The organism is Vibrio sp. MarTm2 (assembly GCF_027587055.1).
GTDB lineage: Bacteria > Pseudomonadota > Gammaproteobacteria > Enterobacterales > Vibrionaceae > Vibrio > Vibrio sinaloensis_D.
In genome coordinates, this window is sequence record NZ_JAPPTK010000003.1 from 205,163 (window position 1) to 227,437 (window position 22,275).

The window sequence follows — 22,275 nt, forward strand, 5'->3', positions numbered from 1 at the left end:
CGTCCTGTATTAAAGGCTGTTGTTTTGAGCTACGCCACATGCTCGACCGCTTCGCGGACTAACTTTGCGATCTCATCCCACTGCTCGTTTTCAATCAAGCTTGGCGCCACCATCCACGTGCCACCGCAGCACACGACTCGATCAATCGCTAGGTAATCATTGACGTTGCCTTTACCGATGCCGCCTGTTGGCATCAAGCTCACATCCACATACGGTGCAAGCAGGGATTTCACCATAGCGACCCCACCAGACGCTTCCGCTGGGAAGAATTTTAGGAAGTTAAGCCCAAGCTCTAACGCTTGCTCAACTTGGCTTGGGTTATTTACGCCCGGAACTATTGGCATACCCACTTCTTGGCAGTAACGGACCGTGTTTGGATTCAATCCGGGAGCAACCACAAACTCAGAACCTGCGGCTTTGGCTTCATCAACCTGCTGCGCGTTTAATACCGTACCAGCACCTACACACATTTCTGGGTAGGCTTCACTCATGGCTTTAATTGCCTCAGCCGCAGCTTCTGTGCGAAAGGTCACCTCCGCCACTGGCAAGCCGTTTTCCACTAAGACTTTTGCCAAAGGTACCGCATGCTCCACTTTGTTGATTTGAATAACAGGGATAACTTTGAATTGTTTTAGTTTGTTGATCATTTCGTTGTTCATTTTTATTACCCAGAAATTGTTAAGAAAGAGTGAGGTGGGACATTTCCGATTTCGGGATGATCGCACCTGAAAATTGAATCACAGTTGACGCTAGCTGATGGCCTAACGCCGCCGCAGCTTCGGCACATTGTCCATTAAGCCTTGCCGCTAAATAGCCTGCGGCAAACGAATCGCCCGCCGCACAAGTATCAACCACATTGGCGACCTGCTCTGCGCTGACATAAGCATGATGTGTTTCGCCACCTTGCTGCCAAATCACTTTGCATGGCTCGCAGCCGCGTTTGATCACCGTTTCTTTGCAGCCTAAGCGATTGCTTCGTTGCTCGACGCTTTCGTCTGCTCCCCACACCAACTGATCATCGTCTTCAGTAATGAGAGCAATATCAACTAACGGAAGAAGCTGACCATACCAGTATTTGGCTTGTTCGCTTGTCCACAATTGAGGGCGGAAGTTATTATCAAACATCACCTGTCCACCCGCTTGTGAAAAATCACTTAATGCATCAATAAGCCGCTTTTTGCACACATCAGAAAGAATTGCCAAGCTAATGCCACTTAAATAAACCGCATCGACGCGGCGTTGCTTCATCGCCTGTTCAAGCTTGCTAAGCTCTGCACTAAGGAAGTAACTTTTAACCGCGGCGCTGTCTCGCCAGTACATAAAGCTGCGCTCACCTTGAGCGTCCGTTTCCACCATGTAAAGCCCAGGTAGTTTGTCGCTGTATTGCTCCACCAACGAGGTATTAATCCCCTCTTGCTGCCAAGCTTCGATGAGCTGCTGTGATAGCGCATCTTTACCTAGCCCAGTGGCGTAACTCACTGAAATAGGGGTACGCTGAGTCAGACGAGAAAGGTAAAGTGCGGTGTTTAGTGTATCGCCACCAAAACCCTTTTTAAGAGGAAGGCCGCTAAGTTCAATCATACATTCACCGAAGAACGCGATATGAATTGGATGTGTCATTTGGGCTCACCTATTTAGTGTGGTGGCCCATTGCTGAACCACCCAATTTAGTATGATGGATGTTTAAGAAGCGCTCTTCACTGCTTGACGATTTTGCAGTGAAACGTCTTCGTCTAGTTGGCCTTTGTCGGACAGTTCCATTTCCATCAACGCTCGCTCATCATCAAGAATTGCCCGTGCCATTTCTGGGCTTACTTGGTTCGCTGGTGTCACTAAGCTCACCACAATACCCGCAGTTAATGCAAACAGGCATGAAGGAATAACGGGGTTGCCCCAGAATGCGGTTAGGTCTGTGCTCATCATGACGGCAATTGACGCGATAGACGCACCTGCCAGTGTCGCCAGCGCACCTTGCCAGTTGTAGCGTTTCCAGAAGCGACCCAGCATACCGCAGACAAACATGCCTGACATAACCGTTGAAATCATTTTAGTGATGTAGCTAATGATGTCGTTTGAGGTAAGAGCGAACAACAAAGCACAGCCAATCACAACCACAAGAGCAAGACGAGAGTAGTTCAGCATCGACTCTTTGTTTGGCACTCGACCTGTGAACATCACATACACGTCACGCAATAAGATAGAGACACCCGCAATCGCATCTGAGCTTGCGCTCGACATGGTTGCCGAAAGGCCCGCGATAAGAACAATTAAGCCAACACCCACAGGCAAGACGGTTGCCGCAATGTACGGGAACGAGAAGTTCGGGTTAGTTAGTGTTGGGTCAATGGCATGTGCGGCCATACCAATGATGGCGGGAACAATAGAGAAGAAAAGGTACAGAATGCCTGAGCCAACAAACGAGCGGCGAATCGTAGAAACATCCTTACCCGAGTAGATACGCTGACGAAATGATGGTGTTGCAAGTACACCGACACCAATCACAACCGCAAGAGAAATTGCAGGCAGAAGACCGAGTTTTTCAATCGCTAGGAAGCTTGTCGCTGCGGGATCCATCGCGGCGTATAAGTTATCTAAGCCACCAATGTGCTGCACTGACAGTACCGCCATTAGAATGAAGCCAACAAAGAGAATGATAGCTTGAATTGTATCGGTCCACACAACAGCCGTGTAGCCACCGATAACAACGTAAATGGTAAATGCCGCTGCAATGATCATTTTCGCCGTGCTAAGTTCGATGTCCGCAATCCAAGCGAGGTACATCCCACCACCAAGAATATGCGCACCGAGCCAGCCGATTGACGCGATAAAGATAAGCAGACCAACTACGTTCTTAACGATGCGGTTTGCACCTACGTAGTAAGCGAGTTCTTCACTCATGGTCATGAAGTTGAGTTTACGGACTGGGGCAAACCAGAGAGCAAGTAGCAAGATACCTATAGCACCGCCAATACCATAAAGCGCTCCGGCCCAGCCATTTGCGTAACCAAAGCCAACCGCGCCCATACTAGAGCCCGTGCCAACCATGGTTGCAACTGTCGTACCTAAAACAAGAAACAGTGGCAGACCACGACCACCCAGTAGGAAATCTTCTCCTGACTTTTGGTTACGAGAAACAAACCAGCCAAGCCAGATTAAAAATAAGACATATACGCCAAAACCAGTGAGAAACAGTGTACTATTCATCGAACACCTCTTAATTAAAATCCATATTTAATTATTTACAACGAGCAGTTACTTTTTATTCCTAGATACAAATAGCCCTATTATTTATTTGAATTAAGATCACTATTTATATGTGCTGTTGCTTTTAATTTATTTTGTAGGGTAAGAGCGCCGAGAAAATATTAACAGGGATAAACATAAACCCGGCGCTATAGATTCTATCTTTGTGAGGTTATCGGCGATCTTCTCGATAGCAGGTTACGTCCACTTCGACCTTCACATCCACAACTAAGTCACACACCATGCAAATGCGCGCTGGTGGATGCTCACCAAAGAACTCTTTAAACACTTTGTTGAACGACTGGAAGTAGCGAGAGTCTGTTAGTACCACTTTTACATGCACCACATCCTCAAGCGTGTAGCCGGCTTCTGTCATGATGTCGACACAGTTTTGAATGGCTAGGCGAGATTGGTCAACAATGCCGCCTTCAACCACTTCACCATCTGTCATTGGTGTCTGACCCGATACATAAAGGAATCCCCCCGCTTCAGTTGCACGAGCAAACGGAAGATGCTGACCACCCGTACCTGTGCCACCTTCAACACCGTAACGTTTAATAGACATAATATTCTCCAGTAAAATATAAAATAATTTAATTAATGTTCGATTATTTATTTGGTCATTTATTTTCTATAAATAAATACACCACTTCGTTTATTAGTCACGCTGCCCTCAAAATAAGACAACTCACCATTTACAAATACACATTCAATACCTCGTGCCACGGAAACTGGGTTCTCGAATGTGGCGGTATCTTTAATCGTGTTTGGATTAAATAAAACTAAGTCAGCATAGGCCCCGACGCGAATTTCGCCTCGGCCATGCAAGTTGTAGCGCTTGGCTGACATACCCGTCATTTTGTGAATCGCTTCTGCGAGTGGGAAAAGCTTCTCATCACGGCTGTAATGGCCAAGCACTTTTGGGAATGTTCCCCACAAACGCGGATGAGGATGTGGATCATTCGGAAGCCCATCTGAGCCCACCATGGTCAACTTGTACTTAAGTACCCGCTTCACATCGTTTTCATCCATGCAGTGATAAACCGCGCCTGCTGGTTGCAACGCTTTCGCCGCCTCCATTAATGGGAGCTCCATTTCGTCTGCGATCTGCTTAAGCATCTTGCCTGCGTGTTGCGGGTGAGACTCCGACCAAGTGATAAAAATATCGAAGTCGTCTGTCACTTGTTTAAGGTCAAGCGTTGATGAGCTCGCAGAGTATGGGTAACAATCACACGACACGTCTTGGTGCTTAGAGACCTTGTCCATCAAGTTAAGCACTTCAACGGTTCTGCCCCAGTTACCTGCACCCGCACACTTAAGGTGAGAAATCACCACAGGGACTTTAGCAAATTTCCCCGTCTCGAACGCTTCTTCCATTGCCGCGAGTATTTCTTCAAATTCTGTGCGCATGTGAGTGGTGTAGATACCACCGTGATCACCCAACACTTGAGCTAGACGCATAACCTCATTGGCTGTTGCTTGCTTGGCACTCGCGTACGCTAAGCCAGAGCTCAGCCCCAATGCGCCTTCTTCCATCGCTTGATCGAGGGTTGCTCGCATTTGGGTAATTTCTTCTTCCGTCGCCGTGCGTTGCAGATCGTCCATCACGTTATTGCGTAGCGCGGTATGGCCGACCAATGCAGCGACGTTGACGGCAGGCTGCGCTTGCTCTACCGCTTTGGCATAGCGGGCAAACGTTGGGTATTTAAAATCTTCTTGCTTTCCCAATAGGTTCATTGGGTCTGGTGGATCGCCAGGCAGTACGACAGGGCTAGCACTGATGCCACAGTTACCCACAATCACCGTGGTTACCCCTTGGCTTATCTTTGGTAAGCACTCTGGGTAACGAATAACGTTGGTGTCATCGTGGGTATGCACATCGATAAAACCAGGAGCAATCGCCAAACCTTGACCATCAATCACCTGTTTCGCTTGTGCAGATTCTAGTTGCCCAATACGTTCAAGTTTTTCAATTCGTGTGCCGCAAATCGCAACATCCGCCATAAATGGCTTAGCGCCGGTACCGTCAAAGACCTCTACACTTTTGATAATGGTATCGAACACCATGGCTCACCTTTTCGTCCGTCGTTTATAGGCTTCCTATACTAATAATCTCCTTACTTAAATCAGTGATAAAACACACAAAAGCGCCCATAATGTTTGATAGTTTCTAACATTACAATTAATATTAAAAACAACAAACAATATAAATCAACAACTTAAAACATGTTAGAAGTGAGCTTGCGATGAAAGACTTTAATCCAAACTGTGATATTAACTACCAAATCGAGCCCATCACACCACCGAGCTGTGGCGAAAAAAGCCAACCTTATTCAACCTCTAGTCAAGAAAAGTTCAGCTTAATCAATGAAGAAGTGAGCCTGCCAGCGGCGGTCATTCAGCACTCAAAACTAAACAACAACCTAGATTGGATGCAGCGCTTTGCCCAGCACCACAAGGTTAAACTTTGCCCGCACGGGAAAACCACCATGACGCCGGATTTTTTCCGCCAGCAGCTAGAGCATGGCGCTTGGGGGATCACCGTTGCGACGCCCGCTCAAGCAGAAATTGCCGCATTAGCAGGGGCGAAACATATCATCATCGCCAATCAGGTGGTGGGTAAAGCCAATATGGCGATCATGGCAAACTTAATTGAACGCCAAGATGTCGAGATGTATGTGTGTGTTGATTCAGCCCTTAATATCCAAGCCTTAGGTCACTTCTTTGCCACGCGCCGAGTTCACCTGAATCTACTCATAGAGTTTGGGGTCGAGGGCGGTCGCTGTGGTTGTCGAACCGAATCGCAAGTGATGGAGCTGGCTCAGTTAATCCAACAATATTCGCCACTTTGTCTGCGCGGCATTGAAGTGTATGAAGGGGTGATTCATGGTGACAACGCCGAGCAATTAGTGCGTGACTTCCTGACTCGCAGCCTGTCGTTAGCTCGCACATTGAAACAAGAACAGCTCATCAACACTCAACCAATCGTTACAGGAGCAGGATCAGCATGGTATGACGTGGTCTCGGAATGCTTGGCCAATTTAGACGATGTAGACGCGATCATTCGCCCTGGTTGCTACGCTATTCATGACACTGGCATCTACCTAGAAGCGCAAAACAAGGTGATGGCGCGCGCAGAGAAAAACCAAGGCGCAGCCTGCGATCTCGGTGGCGACTTGCAATCGTCACTCGAAGTATGGGCGCACATCATTTCCAGACCGGAGCCAAACCGATTGGTAGCAGGATTAGGCAAACGTGACGTCGCGTTTGACGCGGGCCTGCCGATCCCGGAACGCGCATACCGCCATGGTCGACAGGTTGAAGTAGGCAGCGCCACCACTACCGCGGTCATGGATCAGCACGCTTTTATTGAAATCGATCCTAGCTCAGATCTGAATGTCGGTGACATCGTCGCTTTTTCAACCTCTCACCCATGTTTAACCCTTGATAAGTGGCGCTCGATAGCAATTTGTGACGATGATTACCATGTCACCCATTGGGTAGAGACTCGTTTCTAGACATGGATTTTTAAGTATACTGAATAGCAAATTTTGGAGGCTCAAGTGTCTGGTATGGCGCGCCGCCTCCAACAAAAAATAGTAGGACAATACCTTGAGTTTAGAAGTCGATATTATCTCGCGCATTACCGAGCGATTCAGTGCCCTGCGTGACGCTGAAAAGAAAGTCGCCAAACTGATCATGGACGATATTGAAAGTGCGGCCAACGCAAGCATTACTGAGTTGGCAGAAAGTGCCGAAGTAAGTGAAGCGACGATTACGCGTTTTGCGAAAGCCGTTGGTTGCAAGAACGTTCGTGATATGAAGATTAAGCTGGCTCAAACGCTCACCGTCGGTCAACGCTTTATTCTTGAGCCGCCCGATCAAACTGGTTATCAGGGCATTTACGAATCCATTAAGCAGTCGTTAGACATCAACCGTAACCTGATCAACGAACAAGACATTGATACCGCCGTCGAGTGGCTACATGGCGCAAGACAAGTCATTTCAATTGGTATGGGTGGCGGCTCGACCATTGCCTCTCAAGAGATGCAGCACCGTCTTTTTCGCTTAGGTTACGCGGTTGTCGCCTACAACGATGGGCTTATGTCGCGCATGATTGCCTCTACCGCCGACAGCAATGACGTGATTGTGATGCTCTCTGCAACAGGCTATACCCCAGCGATTGTCGAAACCGCTGAACTTGCTAAAGAGTACGGAGTAAAAGTCATTGCGATTACCCCGAAATCGACACCGCTAGATAGTATCGCGGATTTAACGCTACCTATCGAGCACCAAGAGACAGACTTTATCTATAAACCGTCTGCATCGCGCTATGCCATGCTAGCGCTTGTCGATGTGCTTTCCATGGCACTGGCGGTCAACCATAAACGCCGCTCACGCGATAAACTGCGCCGCTTAAAGCTGGCCCTTGACTCCTACCGCGGCGGGTTAGACCGACAACCACTAGGAGACTAACTCACTTAAGGCTTAGCTCAAATAACACAGGCTAAGCCTTTGCTACAAACGCGCTGCAATTCCACCACACCGACTGCTATACTCTGGCCAAATTAAACCTATCGAGTATTCATCACTATGATTATCTTATCGACCACCTATGGCGACATCGAAATTGAACTCAACATGGAAAAAGCGCCAGTGAGCTCAAAGAACTTTCTCCGCTACTGCCAAGAAGGTTTCTACGAAGGAACCATTTTCCACCGAGTTATCGATGGCTTTATGATCCAAGGTGGCGGCCACACGGAAGATATGACAGAGAAAGAGACACACGCACCGATTGCGAACGAAGCAAACCGAGGCCTAAAAAACCTAACAGGTACCATTGCCTTCGCTCGAACCGATGCTCCGCATTCAGCAACGGCTCAATTCTTTATCAACCTTGATGACAACAATTTCTTAGATCATACCGCGAAAACTAATAACGGTTGGGGTTACGCCGTCTTTGGTAAAGTGACCGCAGGTATGGAGGTGGTGAACAACATTGGTAAAGCGATGACTGGCACTAAAAAAGGCCATGATGACGTGCCATTAGACACCATTAAAATTGAGAAAGTAGTCATCAAAAACTAACAATCAAAAAAGCCCCAACGCGATGCATTGGGGCTATAAACTTAATCCATTAATTGCAATTTAGATGGCTAAGTTTTATCGGGCGAAGAAAAGGAGAACACGCCCGATGATTCTAAATCCTTGGCAGTGGATGATTAGAATTTAACTTCTAGACCAACAACGTAGCCTAGTTTTAGTTTAGCGCCGTCAGCTTTAAGTGCTTTTTCAAGCTTGTCTGAGTTTAGGTAACCCACTTCTGAGTACGCTTTTACGTTGTCTGTAAACTTGTATGTTACGTTCGCGTAGTAGTTGTTTAGCTTAACTTTTTGACCGTCTACTTTAACGTGGCCTTGATCTGCACCTAGCGCGAAAGTCGTTTTCTCAATCGTGTACGCTGCAGTCAGTTTAGCGACATCTAGGCTACCTTTAGTTGAACCGATTTTTAGGTCAGAATCAGCGTAAGAGGCACCAAGAGTAAGTGCATCCAACTTGTAAGATGCGTCTAGTTGGTAAGCTTTCTGAGAACCTTTACCGGCTTTATCTTTAGCAGATACATTTTGGTAGTACGCCGCGACTGTTAGGTCAGCAAATGTTGCACCCGCACCAAGATCGTATGCAGAGTTCTTTTGTTTAACTGATGCGTCATTTTCTTGAGCGTAAGAAACACCTACCCAGTAACCGTCTTTTTCGAACTTGTACTTCAGTACTTCGTCTGCAGATGTCACGCCAAATACAGATTGCTTGTCACCGTTTGAATCGTAAAGACCTAGACCAAATTCGATATCGTTAGAGATACCAGAACCATCAACGATGGTTGCTTGACGACCCGCAGTCAAGGTACCGAAAGATGCAGATTGTAGACCAACGAACAGCAGGTCGTTTTCTACTGCGTTGCTTTCGTATTTCCAACCTGTAGATGCGATACCTTTAAGGTCATCGTTGATTGGCGCAGTGATGTCGATTTGTAGATCACCGTCATCTAGACGACCTTTTACATCTTCGTTGTACGCCTCATCCTCTTTTACATTAAAACGGCTTTGGAAAGCTTGTACTTCAACCGCACCAGAAACGTCCACAGAAACGTTTTCAGATGTGTGAACATTAATTGCTGCTGATGCTGTACCGCTAGCAAGAATAGCGATTGCTAATAGAGTCTTTTTCATAATATATAATCCACTGCTTTGATTCTTAAAATTAGTTATTCGTTTGATAACTGAAATTAGGTTATCAAATAAAAAAACATAATCAGCAAACGCTTACATATCTTAATTTTGCGTTTATTTTAATCAAAACTCTGACAATTAATTACAAATCTTACTTTAAAGGAGAAGGCAAGAGTCATTTACATGAATTACCATTATCAACTCAAAAACAATCATATATAAAGAAAAAAATATTATATTTGGGTGGTAAACTTGTTATCAAGCAACACACAGTTTTATTGCTCTCCTTGCTTTTATTTAAGTTTTTAGTTACACCGCTAGAATTACCATTTAACCATATCTTTCACCACCAAAAAAACAAATGGTCTGATTTGAAATAAGTGAGAGGAAACAAGATAACTAACGTAAGCAATCGTAAGGTTAAACAGAGACCAATTTGGCCATAAAACTACCAATGCATCACACACTTGGAAAGCAAATAATTCGCTGAAAGTCTGATATGGTCAGAGATCACATTTATTCACTTAACGCTTCTTTCATACACAGCCCCCAAATAAACCATTGATGCCCAGACTCTATGGCTTTGTAAGTAATGTAAGGCCCTCTAGATTATCCCAAAACATAGGTTAAAATCCGTTCGCCATTTAAATGACGGTTTACCATGAATAGTAGAAAAATTGACGCTAGAAAGAGACTTGAGAAAGCGGTGAATGAAAAAGGGTGGAGTATACCCACCGTCTCAAGGTTCATTGGTTACGACGTAAAAATAACCTTGATATGCAACAACGGGCACTCTGTAAAAATATCTCCAAGGAAATTTTATAGTTCTTCGGATAAAAACAAGTGCCTGATGTGTAAATCAAAAAAGAACAAGGTCGTTCAAAAGAAAGATTTAAAAGTGAAAACCCTGCATGATCTATTGAGTCCACGAGGGTTTGAAATTCTCAGCTCAATGTATAAATAGCAAAGTATTTAATTTTATCGCAATGTTATTTAGGGAAAAAAGTATGAATATTATTCTACGCGTGACCGCAGCCTTTTTCGCAATCTTTATTTATATTCACCCTGTTGACAACGCAACGTTAGCAAGTAATGCAAATTTAAGGATTAGCGATGAAAGGGTTTTCACTCACTGAATTAATAGTGGTCATAATTATTTTATCCATCGTTACAGTGATTGGACTACCAAATTTTCTTTCGTTTAATAGCCAATCGAAGATTAGTGCACTGAGCCAAATAAAAGCGAATGCATATAATGTTCTTGCGGATACAAACACCAAGTCTATATTACGCAAAATTGAAACAGATTGTTTTGCCTATATCGATGATATTTACGTTTGTCGAGGCTACCCAACGGCCCATAGTGATAACGTAATTCGCGCTTTCAGTGTTGATGACGAACGTCTGTACGTCACCAACAGAGGAAACAACAATCAAGGTCGCGAAGCGTTTATCGGCTATACAAGAGACGACGTTTGGTACTCAGACTGTTACATACGTTACAAAGATGCGGTCTCTGGGGCGTTCCAACTGCAAATAGTGACCGACGGATGCTAGTACAGCTCAATTAGTTTTTGCATAAGCAGAAGGTAACGAACTGAACAACGAGCTATCCTCTATATTTCAATCAACGGATTGGCTAGAAGATTCACGAAAAGACGAACGCAGAAAGAGCCGTAACTCATGAGCAAATTCTTACTAAGTACCTTGGTCATTTCCCTTTTGTTGCTGGGCTGTACTTCTGGAAAGCGTAGCGAGCCAAGAGGTATCCCAGACCCAGATACGACCAGCGCAACTGACGACGTGGGCGGTGTTATTGGCTGTGGAGTATTGATTGTCGTTGACTCGGAGCACAAATGCTCTCCACCAAAGCCATAATGGGCTCATTGCATTTATCGCCCCTTCACCACAAATATCACCCCAATCCCCCCCAATACCAGCAGTGATGAAACCACGGCGGTTAGGGTGATTGGCTCTCCTAACCCAATACTGCCGGCGGCAAACGCAATCACAGGGACCGCCAGTTGAGCCACAGAGGCTTGTAAGACGGAGATGTGCTTCATCACCTGATACCAAAGTACATAACCAAACCCCGAAGCAAAAATACCGGATAAAAGCGCCCAAGTTGCTCCTTGGAATGTAATACTATGGATACTCATCAACCATGGGCTTACCGCTAAAGCCAATACGCTAGCCAGGACAAATCCGTGAGTAATCGCGACAGAAGCCACACCGCTTTTTCTGCCGAGTAAGGTAAATACCGCCCAAAACCCGCCAGAAATCATCATCAATACAGCAGAGCCTAGACTTGGCGCTTGCGCTGATGGCAGCATCAAGATCACAAAGCCCGATATCGCAATCGCAATACCAAACCACTCTGCCGATTTAAGGCGGTTACCTGACCAAACATGGAATGCGACGAGAGTGAGCTGAACCATACCAAACAAGATCAGCGCCCCTGTCCCTGTGCTGAGTTGGGTGTAGGCGAAAGAAAAACTCACCGCATAGCCAAACAACGCCATTCCCGACCACCAGCTCAAACGGCTTTTAAAAAAAGAGGATTCCAACTGACGTCGAAACAATAAGATGATCGACAGAGTGAGCGCCCCTGACACAAGTCGAATAAAGGTAAATGAGCCAGGGTCAATCGAGCCTTCCGCTAAAGCAAAACGACAAAAAAATGAGTTGGCAGCAAATGCAATAAGTGCAATGGGTAGAGTCAGTGAGGTCGGCATAACAATCCTTGTAATCTAATCGAAGAGTATCGCAAGCCCGACCGATACGACTAGCTCGAAACCTTCTGACTGATTCGAAATCAATCTATGTAAAAGCGCCGTGAAGCCGCTGAAACCAACGGCTTCATCAGGCGTTAAATGAAATAGTTAGAGGTGAGAATCTAAATAGCGCTGCGCTTCTTCACGGCCCATGTATTTACCCAGCGTTCGCGCAGATACAGAGGTGAGATCCACGACGATCAATCCATCTAGCGCGAAGTTAAACGCAGGATCAACGTTAAAACAGACCAACTTTCCGTTCATGCCGAGGTATTGTCGTAGCAAAACAGGCAAGCCCATCCCTTGCTCTAAGCGACTAAGCACTTTGGACAGCAGCGGCAACTTGGACAAAGAACTGAGCATATCCGGTCGCCAAAACTCTTGACCGCTTTTCTCAAGTGGCGTGGTGGGTGACACCAGTTTGGCTTTTTCATCATCGTAATAATGCACCGTCATCACCGACGCAATCAGCTGCCGAGCCACTGGGCTGTAGTCGTTACTGATGCTAACTGGACCAAATAGATGGGTGTACTTCGGGTTGCGCTGTACAAAGCCGGCAATTCCCTTCCAGAGCAACAACAGCGAATGCATATTGCGCTGGTAACGCTTCGCCACAACCGAGCGACCAAGCTCAATAGACTGGCCCAAGGTGTCAATAAAGGCCTCATCATACTTAAATAGACTGGTAGAATAGAGCGCGTCGATTCCACCCTGCGCCATAAGCTCATCGACCAGGCCTAAACGATAGGCACCAACCAAATCACGATGGGTGTTATGCCAGACAAACAGCTGATGATAATGAGCATCGAAACGGTCAAGATCGCAGCTTAAACCGCTACCCTCTCCCACTTCACGAAAGCTCTCCTCACGGACGCGACCAATTTCTCGCATCATGTTTGGCATCACATCACTGGGCGCGCAGTAAACCGAAAACTCGCCTTGTTCGAGCAGTTTAAAATCGGTCATACGCTCCAGCTCTTGTTCAAGTAACTCGGGCGCAATGGGGGCGATGATCGGCGCTTCGAGACTATTCGAATAGGCACCGTTCAACGGCTGTTGCGTGACTTGATGGCGCTTTTGGCTGCCCATCAAATAAGTATTGAGACGAAAGTACTGCGTGATGTCATCATCACTGTCGAAATCTTTCACTTCATTGTATGGGATTGGATTTCCCACTGATACAGAGATGGTTTGACCGGATTTGTTGAGGAGCTCACGACCCAATAACGCCGTCCTGAGCAGTGGATGAATCCTTCCCGCTTGGTAAAACAGTGGACTGTTCATGCCGTTAATAAAGATCGGAACCGTCGTGGCTTCGGCATGTTTCACAAACTTCGCCACCGACTGACTCCACGCTTTGTCCGTGATTTTGTTTTCGCTCGCTTGCCAAGCGGAAACTTCGCCAGCAGGGAAGAGAATCAACACTCCACCTTGCTTTAAATGTTGATTGGCTTCTTTGATGGCAAGACGATTGGTCCGCCTTGCCTGCTCTCCACCAAAGACATTCACCCCAATAAACAGCTCATCGAGCTCAGGGATGCGTTTAAGAAGCTCATTGGCGAGCACTTTCACATCTTTGCGCACCCGAGAAATCAACGAGGCAAGGATCACCCCTTCAATGCCACCAAAAGGGTGATTGGCAACAATTAACACCGAGCCTTCTGTGGGCACACTCTCTAAGCTCCCATGATCGACTTGATACTGAGTACCAATTCGCGAGAGCGTCTCTTGCATGAACTCAAAGCTGTCTTCAGGCAGAGATTCTTGTCGATATAAACGATCAAGGGTAGATAAACCGGTTGCCCATTCAACTATCGACTCTCCGATACCAAAAGGGGTTTTACGTGGTAATCGAAACGGACTGGTGATCATCATAAGCTCCTTAACCATTCCTCAGAAATAGATGCAACACCGCTACTTAATCAGCGCTGGCCAGTTCTTATCAGCCGCCAAAATATGACCTGCGCGGTCATCATCCCACCAGCTCTTCACTGCTGCGTTGTAGTTGAGGTAAAGCTTGCCGTCGACAATCGCCCACTCTTTTGGATCGGCGGCCGCAAAATCATTTTTCTCTGAGATCGCCCAAGCGCAATAACCGCCATATTGGGGAGCATAAGCGTTGGGATTCGCTTTAAACTTGTCGAGGTGTTCTTGTGAAGAAAAATACCAATCGGCGCCTTTGTATTCGGTTTGCCACTGGCTATTCCCTTTCACAGGTTTGCCTTGCGTGAAGTAGGCCACCGTATCGTAGCCATCAAGCGCTTTATTACTAAAAAAGCCGGTGTAGATTTCATCAGCAGCGACAGTAGAGAAACTGACCAACATCGTCAGTAGGGCAAATAGTTTTTTCATTTGAAAACTCCTTGTTGAATAGCATCATAGTTGCGGCACTGCAAAGAAGACTGAAAATCAATCTTGTGGTCATCGTCAAACGATCGATAAATCATGGTCTGTTGATTAGGCGAGACAACGACAGACGTAAAGCTCACCGTCCGTGCATCATCTCGTTTCATCAAAGGGGATAAGTGAGGCGCGGCATCATCATGCGTGTGATGGAACTGACAGCCCAACTTATCGCGCTCAATACTGCCTGTCAGTGCATCAAACAGCGTCACTCTAAAGTCTCTTGCCTGTTCAAAATGCATCGCCGCAGAGACAATCGGTGCCGTTGCATGACTGCGCACCAGTGTTGAACCATTCCAAGTCCAGACAACGCTCTCGTTTGCGCTGCGACGCGTATCAAAAGGCACCAAAGTAAAGGGGGCAAAACACGACAGATCCATCTCTAGCAGTCGACGCTCTACCATTTGGCTAGAACCACTGCTCGCGAGCCGCTTAATGATCATGCCTCGACTGACTAGCTCTCCTTTTGGGGTATCACCTTGGTAGAAGTTCAGTAAACAAATGGTCACACCATGCTCATTGGTCGCGATCCAACTGCCCCCGCCGACTGGATCGATTGGCATAACGCAGTTCACGCCATCAATGATGAGATTTTGCGGCTCAATCGCGGGCAACCTCGCGCGCTGCTCATCGCGATTGAAGTAAACCTCATAATGGGGATTTCCATGGTAGACCCAAGATAATGTACACATAGGCTATTGCGCTCTTTGATACGTCGCCGTGGCAGGGGCAACCCCAAAACGGCAATCAGAGGTCACACCGCGAATCGAGGCGACCACTTTAGCCATCGCGAAGTGGTGCGTTGCATGTAGCGCAGCAAACGTAAGCTCACGCACCAAGGTAGAAGAGACTTCCTCCACTTGCGTTTGTGATAGCAGCACCTCGGTCTCAACGGCAACGCCTTGATGAAGCTCTCCAGTCGGTAGCTCAAACAGCCACTCGATCAGTTCGCTGATCTCCTGTTTGGCGACATTGATGTCTCGCTCTACCTGATGACCGCGCCGGCGAACATTGTAGTCAATCCGTCGTGGTTCAAGGCGAATGGCATGAAACAGATCAAGCCAATGACGAAAGTGCTCGCCAATTGAGCTGCTTACATGTGGCTGAGCAAGGTAGACATAGTCGTCGGCACTTAGAGTTTCGAGAAACTCGTAACCTTGGTTCAATGTTTCAATACAACCGACCACCGCTTGCGAAGCGTGAGTTTGGTTAAGCGATAGCGTGTCAACTTGGGTGTTTTTCATTATTGCGCTTCCTAAACAAATTAATCCGTCATGGGGTATTGCTGAGTCAGTAGTTTTTCCTCTCGCCATGCGCTAAGAAGCGCACCCAATGACGGAGAACCAATGCCTTGTTTCTTGTGTTTTGAGCCAATTTGGTACAGCAATCGATACTGTTTGAGCAAGGTGGCAAAAATGTGGCTAAGCGGCGTGTCGCTGTCCCAAATATGTGCCGCTTCACTGCTCGCGCCATTAATTTCAAGGATATCGAAATGCTCCCCTTGCATGAGCGCATGGATATCTCGGAACTTAATGTCCAAGCGACCGTAGTGAAACCCGTCAAAATCGCCGAGTACGAGATCGAGTTTGCGCTCTAACTGCTCGGTGATAAATCGGTTGCCGTCGCGAAAGATCGCACCCCGTGAATGACTGCCTGCAAATGCCAATTGAAACTCGTCCTTATTTTCAATCACTTGCTCTAATTGGTGAGAATGACGAGGAAGGTAGAGGTGCTGAAGTTTTCCAGCTCGAGGGCACCGCTCTATTAACTGTTTGAGTGTCGACTTACCATCTCCGACCACATAGGGTGAATACTTCAGCGTGATGGAAATAATTTTTCCGCGGGTTTCTCCCGGCTGCCTGACATAAAACACGCCTGCTTCCGCTTGATGAGAAGACTTTTGCTGCAATAAAAAACGCCCATTTTGAGGGAAGGTTTCAATGTAATCGTACAGCTGCTTATCATTGCGAATCAGCTTTACGCCCACGCCACGACAGCCCAAATCCGGTTTTGCCACCAAGGGATAACCAAGCCCTAAGCCTGCGAGTTGATGCTTCGCCTCTTCGACCAATTTGGCACAAGGCAATGGGGTTTTGGTTAACGTAACAAACGGCAAAATCCAGCGCTTAGTCTGCTCTCCTGCAGAGGCGAAGATGTCATGCTTGGACTCACCCACCATGCCACTTAACTTAATCGCGGGATTGGCAATCAGCGGCAACGCCCAATCACGATGCGCCAAACTCAACGCCGCACTTTGAATGACGACAGGCGTATAAAAAAACCAGGTCGGTAAAAACTCGAATGGCGAAATAACCCGCTTAGGTTGATGCAAAACCGGCATTCCGGTATTGACTCGTCCTGAAGGAATCATCTCTATGTTAGCGTGCTGTGTCATACGCATCCCTTAAGAAGGTTCTAGTAATCAGTTTATTGATGAGCAACATCAGGCACAGCCCTGCGGGAATCAGCAGCCATGCCCCTTGGCTCTCTTGCAACCAAGCGGCATTCCCCAGCTGGAAAAAAGAGCCAAACACCAGCAATGTCCACAGCCCTGTCGCCGTGATCACCGCAAGCAAAAACGTCACTTTCGGCACATCTAAAAAGCCACTTAGTGTAAAGCCCACGGTTCTAAGCCCCGGAACAAAGCGAACGATAAACAGCGTCTTAAATGCTTGCTGATGCAAAGTTCGACGCAGTTTTCTCGCCCTGTGATAGCGCAGTAGACGATAGCGAAACCATGCCACTTTTTTCGCCAGCTTACCTAACAGGTACAAGCCCATATCACCAGAGCTGATACCGACAAAGATTGCTGCTAGGGCCATACTTGGCGGCATAATATGCTCAACCGACAGGGTCGCAGCGGTGATGATCGCCAAGTCTTCTAGCAGGTACGACAACAAAACAACGCCAACAAAAAGCATCGATAATGAGAGATTGTCCTGAAACAACCACGCTTCCATCGTCGCCGCAAAATCGATCATGCTTTTGCCCCTATTTCAGCTACTAAGTGCCCACCTCTGAGCAGCAATACCCATTATGCGACTGAGGATAATTTGCTCATCGCAGAAATAGAGAGCGGATCTTCTCGGCAAAAATTTCAATAAAAGATAATTTTCTTATTAGTGAGGTGAATTATTGTGAGGAGAACATACAGCAGCCGCTTGCTGGCCCAATAACAGCATGCAACCATACAGAGCCGAAATATAGACGCATACACGTGCAAGGAACGCTCAATTTCAATGCAATCACTCACCCTAGCGCAAGCGCAAAAACTGGCATTGCTGTCGCAAGGATTACCGACAGCGGGGGTAAAAGGCAGCGGCTACGCCAAAACTCTAAACACCTTTGAACAACTGGGTTATATCCAGATCGATACCATTTCTGTTGTCCAGCGAGCCCACCATCACACCTTATGGAGTCGAAACCCCGGCTATCAACCCAAACACCTTGATCAACTGGTCGCCGATCGCCAAGTCTTCGAGTATTGGTCTCATGCCGCTGCGTATTTGCCGATGAGCAACTACCGCTACAGTTTGCCGCGAAAAGTCGCGATCAAGTCTGGTCAGCAGCGCCACTGGTACTGTAAAGATCGAGATCTCATGAAGAATGTGTTGGCAAGAATTGAAGCAGAAGGGCCATTAATGGCAAAAGACTTTGAGTCCAAAGCACATAAAACCGATGGATGGCACACCAAGCCAACCAAGCAAGCGTTAGAAAACCTCTACATGCAAGGTGACTTAATGATTGCCAAGCGGCGCGGCTTTCATAAAGTCTACGATCTCACACAGCGAGTCTTGCCCCAGAATATCGACACCTCTATGCCAACCCCGCAAGAACATGGTCGATTTTTGGTACTCAGTTACTTAAAAGCGCACGGTTTTGGCACGATTCAAGAGATGGTGTATCAACTCAAGGATGTAAAAACGAGCGTGACCCAAGCCATTGGAGAGTTGGTGGAAATGGGCGAGATTGAACCCATCATGGTTAATCATCAGCCTTACTACGCCTGTGTAAAATCGTTGAATTTGCTTGGCAAACGCTTGAACCGAAAACAGGCACGAATCCTGTCACCGTTCGATAATTTGCTCATCCAACGTAAACGCGCCAGCGCCATTTTCAACTTTGATTACCTAATTGAGTGCTATGTGCCAGAGGCCAAGCGCCAATTTGGTTATTTCTCTCTACCGATTTTGTGGGATGGCAAACTCGTTGCGAGGGCCGACTGCAAAGTGGACAAGAAAAGCGCTACGCTCAACGTTTTGCATCTGAGCCTTGAGCCTGGATTAACCAATACTGATGACTTTATGCCTGCGCTGGAAAAAGAGTTACAGGCATTTGCGCGGTTCAATCAATGTGAGCAGTTCAACATTGTCAAACAGTCGATAAACGTGGGTTAATCACTCGCGTTTCCTTGGCTGGGCGGGCGGAATAACTCCTTTACCCTCTGGCACTGCAAACCTATAATTCACAACCAAATCACTAGGCTTAGGAAGAAGTATGTCTCTTGCGAACTCTGTCGTTGTTCTCGACTTTGAAACCACGGGTTTGTCACCCAACATGGGCGACCGCGCGATAGAAATTGGCGCCGTGAAGTTGGTCAATGGTGAAGTCGTCGACACCTTCCAACAGTTGATGAATCCTGGCTTTCGCGTTAGCTCCTTTATTGAAGGATACACAGGCATTACCAATATCATGCTACGCGATGCGCCAAACTGCGATGAAGTGATGGCTCAATTTGCTCAATTCATCGCAGGTGAAAACCTCGTTGCCCACAACGCCTCATTTGACAAACGCTTCCTTGATGATGAGCTGGAACGAGTGAACGCCGCTTACTCGGGGGAGTTCGCTTGCTCTTTGCTGGTGTCTCGTCGCCTTAACCAAGATGCGCCAAGCCACAAACTAGGCGATCTTGTCCGTTTTAAGCAGATAGACAATGACGGCGTTTTTCACCGAGCGTTAGCGGATGCCGAAATGACAGCGAAACTGTGGATACTGATGGTCAACGATTTACAGTCTCGCGGTATTTCAGAGCCCAGTTTTGCTTTGATGCAAAAGATAGGCAAAACCAGCAAAAGCGCCATCGATAAACTGCTTAGCTCACAAGGCGCTTAACATGCCGCTCGACTACGCGACCCGCCCTGCGAATGCGCAAGATTATGAGTTCTTATTCGAGCTCAAAAAAGCCGCAGAATATGATGCTATCAAAGCCGTGTTTGGCTGGGATGAACAGATTCAAAGAGCGCTCCACCAGCAAGAGTGGCATCAAGCTAAACCGACGATCATCGAGCGAGAAGGTCGACCTGTCGGCAGTTATCTCCTTGAGCACCACAGCGATCATCTCTATTTTGGACGCTTTTTTCTGTTGCCAGAGTGGCATGGCAAAGGCATTGGCAGCCAAGTCCTGAATCAAGTGATAACCCAAGCGGATCAGTTACGCCTGCCAATCAAGCTCTGTTACCTGCAAGGCAATCGCGTCGGTAGCTTGTATCAACGGTTAGGCTTTAAGCGCGTTTCACACAATGAACAATTCGTCTTTATGCAAAGAGATGTCGGTGTATGAGCCAAGTCGACATCCAGCAGAAAATTGCCAGTTTCACCTCGATTGAACAAGCACTCGACTACTTTGAAATCGGCTTCGATAGCCGTTTTATCGACAAACATCGTGTGGAGCTGATCAAACGCTTTAACGGCTATCTAATCATAGAAAAACCTGACGATTGGTTTTCTGCCCGACGCGCTTTAAAAAACGCCTACTGCAAAATTCAGCGCAGCCAACTCGACAAGCATACACGGTCTGCGTGTCGCGGCTGCACAACCTGTCAGCGCCGTTAGCCTAAATAAAAAATCACCCTACCTCAACGAATCAAGATAGGGTGACAGGTGTGATGATTAACTGCGCTTAAACCTCTTCGAATGCCTCTTCATCCAGCATTGAACGACATTTAATCTCGTACTGGTTAAAAGAGAAAATACTCGGACCATGAGAGCGCTTGGTGATGATCTTCTCTTCCCCGAATTGAACCGTCACATGAGAGAACACCTTGCTTTTCACCTCAATGACATTCTCTTCCAAAGCCACTTCGAGCTCCTGCTCATTGTTGTCTCGCGCGTGTTTGACTTTTTCTAAGTGAGCGTTCGCTTCTTGCTTAAAGGTTTCTAGTTCTTGTTCTTGCTCTGGCGTACGTTGTGATTTCGGGATCTTTTTAAACTCTAGCTCTTTTCGAATGACACTCATGGTGCCTTCTTGTGCTTGAGTGTATTGCTCTTTCAGCTTCGCTTGGCGATCTTTAAACATCTGGAAGCGAGCAAATGCCTCAACATAAGTGGCGGTATCTCCCTCAACACCAAGCTCGACACAAACAACTTTGCCACCAATTTTCGCGTGACCGCCACTCAATGTGCCATGCTTTTCAGAAGCGTCGACCACAACCAAATCTTTACCACAACGCACTTCGCTGTTCATACAGTGGACGTTGAGGTGAATGTCTTCGCCCGCTTGAAGTTCACAGAACTGAGCATAATTGGCGCTGATCGTGCCACCAGATTTAACAATACAACTGCGCTTTTCACCTTCAGACACATTGTGACCAATGATGCCTTTTGCGACTTGAATATCGCCTTGAACTTGCACATCGGCCGATTCAATAAAACCACCGACGGTTAGCGTGCCCGTTGCCCGTACCACCATGTCGGACTCAATGTCGCCCAGAACAACGACGTTGCCTTTGAACTTGACATGGCCCGTCGCCACACCAATGGTCTGTAAACAGAGTGCGTCTTCAACCTCAACGCCTTTCTCTTTGATCATCGGCATACCTGATACGGTAGCAATCAATACGTTTGGGTTTTGTGGCGAGATTGCAGAACCTTTGCCCTCTTTAAGAACACTGTCATTGCCGGGTTTAGGAGGAATCACTTTGCCTTGCACAGTAAGACCTGGCTCCCCTTTGGTTGCAGGAATGCGTTTCATCAAAGGATCATTTTCAGACACCGTAATCGTCTCGCCCAAATTGAGCATATCGACTTTGCCATCTTGCTGATCTTCTTTCGGTGCTAAGACTTGTTTGGTGGGATCTTTAACCAGAGGGATGAATTTGGCGTCTTGGCCTTGTACCGGATTTTTGCCTTTGGCGACCGGCTGTGTGTAGGTTTCACCAGGTTTGAGTTGATGGCTCATGATGAGCACTTTTTTAAGCGCCAGTTTATTGATGCCCTTAGTCACATGGGCTTGTGCGAGCGCGTGGACGATTTGTGGCCCTTTAAGAGGCTCACCTTTGTACGCTCCGGTGACCACCATGCTCGCCAGCATATCGTGTTCTGAAAGCACAACCTCGACGGTGGCGTCCTTGACTTCGGCGATGGTCACCCCTGAGTAGGCTTCCCCCGCGCTCTCTTTGGCTAGATTAATAAAGCGGGTAACCGATTCATCAATCACAAAAAACTCACTCGCTCCTATCGCAGCTAATGCTTCCTCTAACCCTCGCGTATCAAAATTTCCATCCACCGAAATGCTAGGCGACAAGGTCGCGACGACAGCTCGGTGATCTTCTGACAAGGCAACAAATTTATCCCACATGTACAATCAGCCCGTTTTACGTCCTCACTTGAGTGTATGCAATTTGCTC

General features: G+C 47.1%; 23 protein-coding genes. 9 read left to right on the forward strand and 14 right to left on the reverse strand.

All coding sequences use genetic code 11. The features are described 5' to 3' along the window. Positions 1 to 29: 29 nt before the first annotated feature. The 5 genes from OH458_RS08485 to OH458_RS08505 all read right to left on the reverse strand — a co-directional run bounded on the left by OH458_RS08485 (position 30) and on the right by OH458_RS08505 (position 5,310). A complete protein-coding gene (locus OH458_RS08485) occupies positions 30 to 659 on the reverse strand; it encodes a bifunctional 4-hydroxy-2-oxoglutarate aldolase/2-dehydro-3-deoxy-phosphogluconate aldolase (protein ID WP_269977987.1) in 630 nt (209 codons plus the stop codon). A 19-nt stretch (positions 660 to 678) separates the two neighbouring features. Beyond that, on the reverse strand, positions 679 to 1,620 hold the full coding sequence (locus tag OH458_RS08490) for a sugar kinase (RefSeq protein ID WP_269977988.1): 942 nt from the start codon (positions 1,618 to 1,620) through the stop codon (positions 679 to 681). 63 nt (positions 1,621 to 1,683) lie between these two features. After that, the gene (locus tag OH458_RS08495) at positions 1,684 to 3,204 is read right to left on the reverse strand and encodes a sodium:solute symporter family protein (protein WP_269977989.1); all 1,521 of its coding nucleotides are present in this window, start codon (positions 3,202 to 3,204) and stop codon (positions 1,684 to 1,686) included. A 211-nt stretch (positions 3,205 to 3,415) separates the two neighbouring features. After that, the gene (locus tag OH458_RS08500) at positions 3,416 to 3,808 is read right to left on the reverse strand and encodes a RidA family protein (protein ID WP_038187972.1); all 393 of its coding nucleotides are present in this window, start codon (positions 3,806 to 3,808) and stop codon (positions 3,416 to 3,418) included. 59 nt (positions 3,809 to 3,867) lie between these two features. Beyond that, positions 3,868 to 5,310 (reverse strand): N-acyl-D-amino-acid deacylase family protein, encoded by a 1,443-nt coding sequence (locus tag OH458_RS08505; protein WP_269977990.1) that lies wholly within the window; start codon positions 5,308 to 5,310, stop codon positions 3,868 to 3,870. A gap of 179 nt (positions 5,311 to 5,489) precedes the next feature. Between OH458_RS08505 and OH458_RS08510 the strand changes: the two genes are divergently transcribed. The 3 genes from OH458_RS08510 to OH458_RS08520 all read left to right on the forward strand — a co-directional run bounded on the left by OH458_RS08510 (position 5,490) and on the right by OH458_RS08520 (position 8,331). Then, positions 5,490 to 6,761, forward strand: a complete 1,272-nt coding sequence (locus OH458_RS08510) for an amino acid deaminase (protein ID WP_269977991.1) — start codon at positions 5,490 to 5,492, stop codon at positions 6,759 to 6,761. A 94-nt stretch (positions 6,762 to 6,855) separates the two neighbouring features. Next, positions 6,856 to 7,719: a MurR/RpiR family transcriptional regulator gene (locus OH458_RS08515; RefSeq protein ID WP_005469232.1), complete on the forward strand. Its 864-nt coding sequence runs from the start codon at positions 6,856 to 6,858 to the stop codon at positions 7,717 to 7,719. A 117-nt stretch (positions 7,720 to 7,836) separates the two neighbouring features. Next, positions 7,837 to 8,331 (forward strand): peptidylprolyl isomerase, encoded by a 495-nt coding sequence (locus OH458_RS08520; RefSeq protein WP_269977992.1) that lies wholly within the window; start codon positions 7,837 to 7,839, stop codon positions 8,329 to 8,331. A gap of 134 nt (positions 8,332 to 8,465) precedes the next feature. Here OH458_RS08520 and OH458_RS08525 read toward each other — a convergent pair whose 3' ends face one another. Further along, a complete protein-coding gene (locus tag OH458_RS08525; RefSeq protein ID WP_269977993.1) occupies positions 8,466 to 9,473 on the reverse strand; it encodes a porin in 1,008 nt (335 codons plus the stop codon). Between the two features lie 1,113 nt (positions 9,474 to 10,586). On the opposite strand from OH458_RS08525, the gene OH458_RS08530 reads away from it, so the two are divergent. After that, positions 10,587 to 11,030: a prepilin-type N-terminal cleavage/methylation domain-containing protein gene (locus OH458_RS08530; protein ID WP_269977994.1), complete on the forward strand. Its 444-nt coding sequence runs from the start codon at positions 10,587 to 10,589 to the stop codon at positions 11,028 to 11,030. 126 nt (positions 11,031 to 11,156) lie between these two features. Further along, positions 11,157 to 11,351, forward strand: a complete 195-nt coding sequence (locus OH458_RS08535; RefSeq protein ID WP_269977995.1) for a hypothetical protein — start codon at positions 11,157 to 11,159, stop codon at positions 11,349 to 11,351. A gap of 14 nt (positions 11,352 to 11,365) precedes the next feature. On the opposite strand, the gene OH458_RS08540 is transcribed toward OH458_RS08535, so the two are convergent. The 7 genes from OH458_RS08540 to OH458_RS08570 all read right to left on the reverse strand — a co-directional run bounded on the left by OH458_RS08540 (position 11,366) and on the right by OH458_RS08570 (position 17,631). Beyond that, positions 11,366 to 12,208, reverse strand: coding sequence for a DMT family transporter (locus tag OH458_RS08540; RefSeq protein ID WP_269977996.1), 843 nt, complete (start codon positions 12,206 to 12,208; stop codon positions 11,366 to 11,368). Positions 12,209 to 12,355: 147 nt separating this feature from the next. Then, on the reverse strand, positions 12,356 to 14,119 hold the full coding sequence (locus OH458_RS08545) for a lysophospholipid acyltransferase family protein (RefSeq protein WP_269977997.1): 1,764 nt from the start codon (positions 14,117 to 14,119) through the stop codon (positions 12,356 to 12,358). A 42-nt stretch (positions 14,120 to 14,161) separates the two neighbouring features. After that, on the reverse strand, positions 14,162 to 14,599 hold the full coding sequence (locus OH458_RS08550) for a YHS domain-containing (seleno)protein (RefSeq protein WP_269977998.1): 438 nt from the start codon (positions 14,597 to 14,599) through the stop codon (positions 14,162 to 14,164). Then, positions 14,596 to 15,342, reverse strand: coding sequence for an NRDE family protein (locus tag OH458_RS08555; protein ID WP_269977999.1), 747 nt, complete (start codon positions 15,340 to 15,342; stop codon positions 14,596 to 14,598). Before OH458_RS08555 ends, OH458_RS08550 begins: the two co-directional genes overlap by 4 nt. A 3-nt stretch (positions 15,343 to 15,345) precedes the next feature. Continuing rightward, entirely contained in the window at positions 15,346 to 15,894 is a 549-nt protein-coding gene (locus tag OH458_RS08560; protein WP_038135559.1) for a hypothetical protein, read from the reverse strand. A gap of 20 nt (positions 15,895 to 15,914) precedes the next feature. Beyond that, complete coding sequence (locus OH458_RS08565; protein ID WP_269978000.1) at positions 15,915 to 17,045, reverse strand: D-alanine--D-alanine ligase; 1,131 nt, start codon at positions 17,043 to 17,045, stop codon at positions 15,915 to 15,917. After that, positions 17,029 to 17,631 carry a DedA family protein gene (locus OH458_RS08570; protein ID WP_269978001.1) on the reverse strand — a complete coding sequence of 201 codons (603 nt, stop codon included), beginning with the start codon at positions 17,629 to 17,631 and terminating at the stop codon, positions 17,029 to 17,031. Before OH458_RS08570 ends, OH458_RS08565 begins: the two co-directional genes overlap by 17 nt. A gap of 258 nt (positions 17,632 to 17,889) precedes the next feature. On the opposite strand from OH458_RS08570, the gene OH458_RS08575 reads away from it, so the two are divergent. The 4 genes from OH458_RS08575 (at position 17,890) to OH458_RS08590 (ending at position 20,482) form a co-directional block, all read left to right on the forward strand. Then, entirely contained in the window at positions 17,890 to 19,047 is a 1,158-nt protein-coding gene (locus OH458_RS08575) for a winged helix-turn-helix domain-containing protein (RefSeq protein WP_269978002.1), read from the forward strand. Positions 19,048 to 19,147: 100 nt separating this feature from the next. Beyond that, positions 19,148 to 19,762 carry a 3'-5' exonuclease gene (locus OH458_RS08580; RefSeq protein ID WP_269978003.1) on the forward strand — a complete coding sequence of 205 codons (615 nt, stop codon included), beginning with the start codon at positions 19,148 to 19,150 and terminating at the stop codon, positions 19,760 to 19,762. 1 nt (position 19,763) lies between these two features. Next, positions 19,764 to 20,210 (forward strand): GNAT family N-acetyltransferase, encoded by a 447-nt coding sequence (locus OH458_RS08585; RefSeq protein ID WP_269978004.1) that lies wholly within the window; start codon positions 19,764 to 19,766, stop codon positions 20,208 to 20,210. After that, on the forward strand, positions 20,207 to 20,482 hold the full coding sequence (locus OH458_RS08590) for a nitrogenase-stabilizing/protective protein NifW (RefSeq protein WP_269978005.1): 276 nt from the start codon (positions 20,207 to 20,209) through the stop codon (positions 20,480 to 20,482). The genes OH458_RS08585 and OH458_RS08590 overlap by 4 nt, the downstream gene beginning before the upstream one ends. A 67-nt stretch (positions 20,483 to 20,549) precedes the next feature. Here the strand turns inward: OH458_RS08590 and OH458_RS08595 are convergent, their stop codons facing one another. Further along, on the reverse strand, positions 20,550 to 22,226 hold the full coding sequence (locus OH458_RS08595; protein ID WP_269978006.1) for a DUF342 domain-containing protein: 1,677 nt from the start codon (positions 22,224 to 22,226) through the stop codon (positions 20,550 to 20,552). Positions 22,227 to 22,275: the final 49 nt, after the last annotated feature.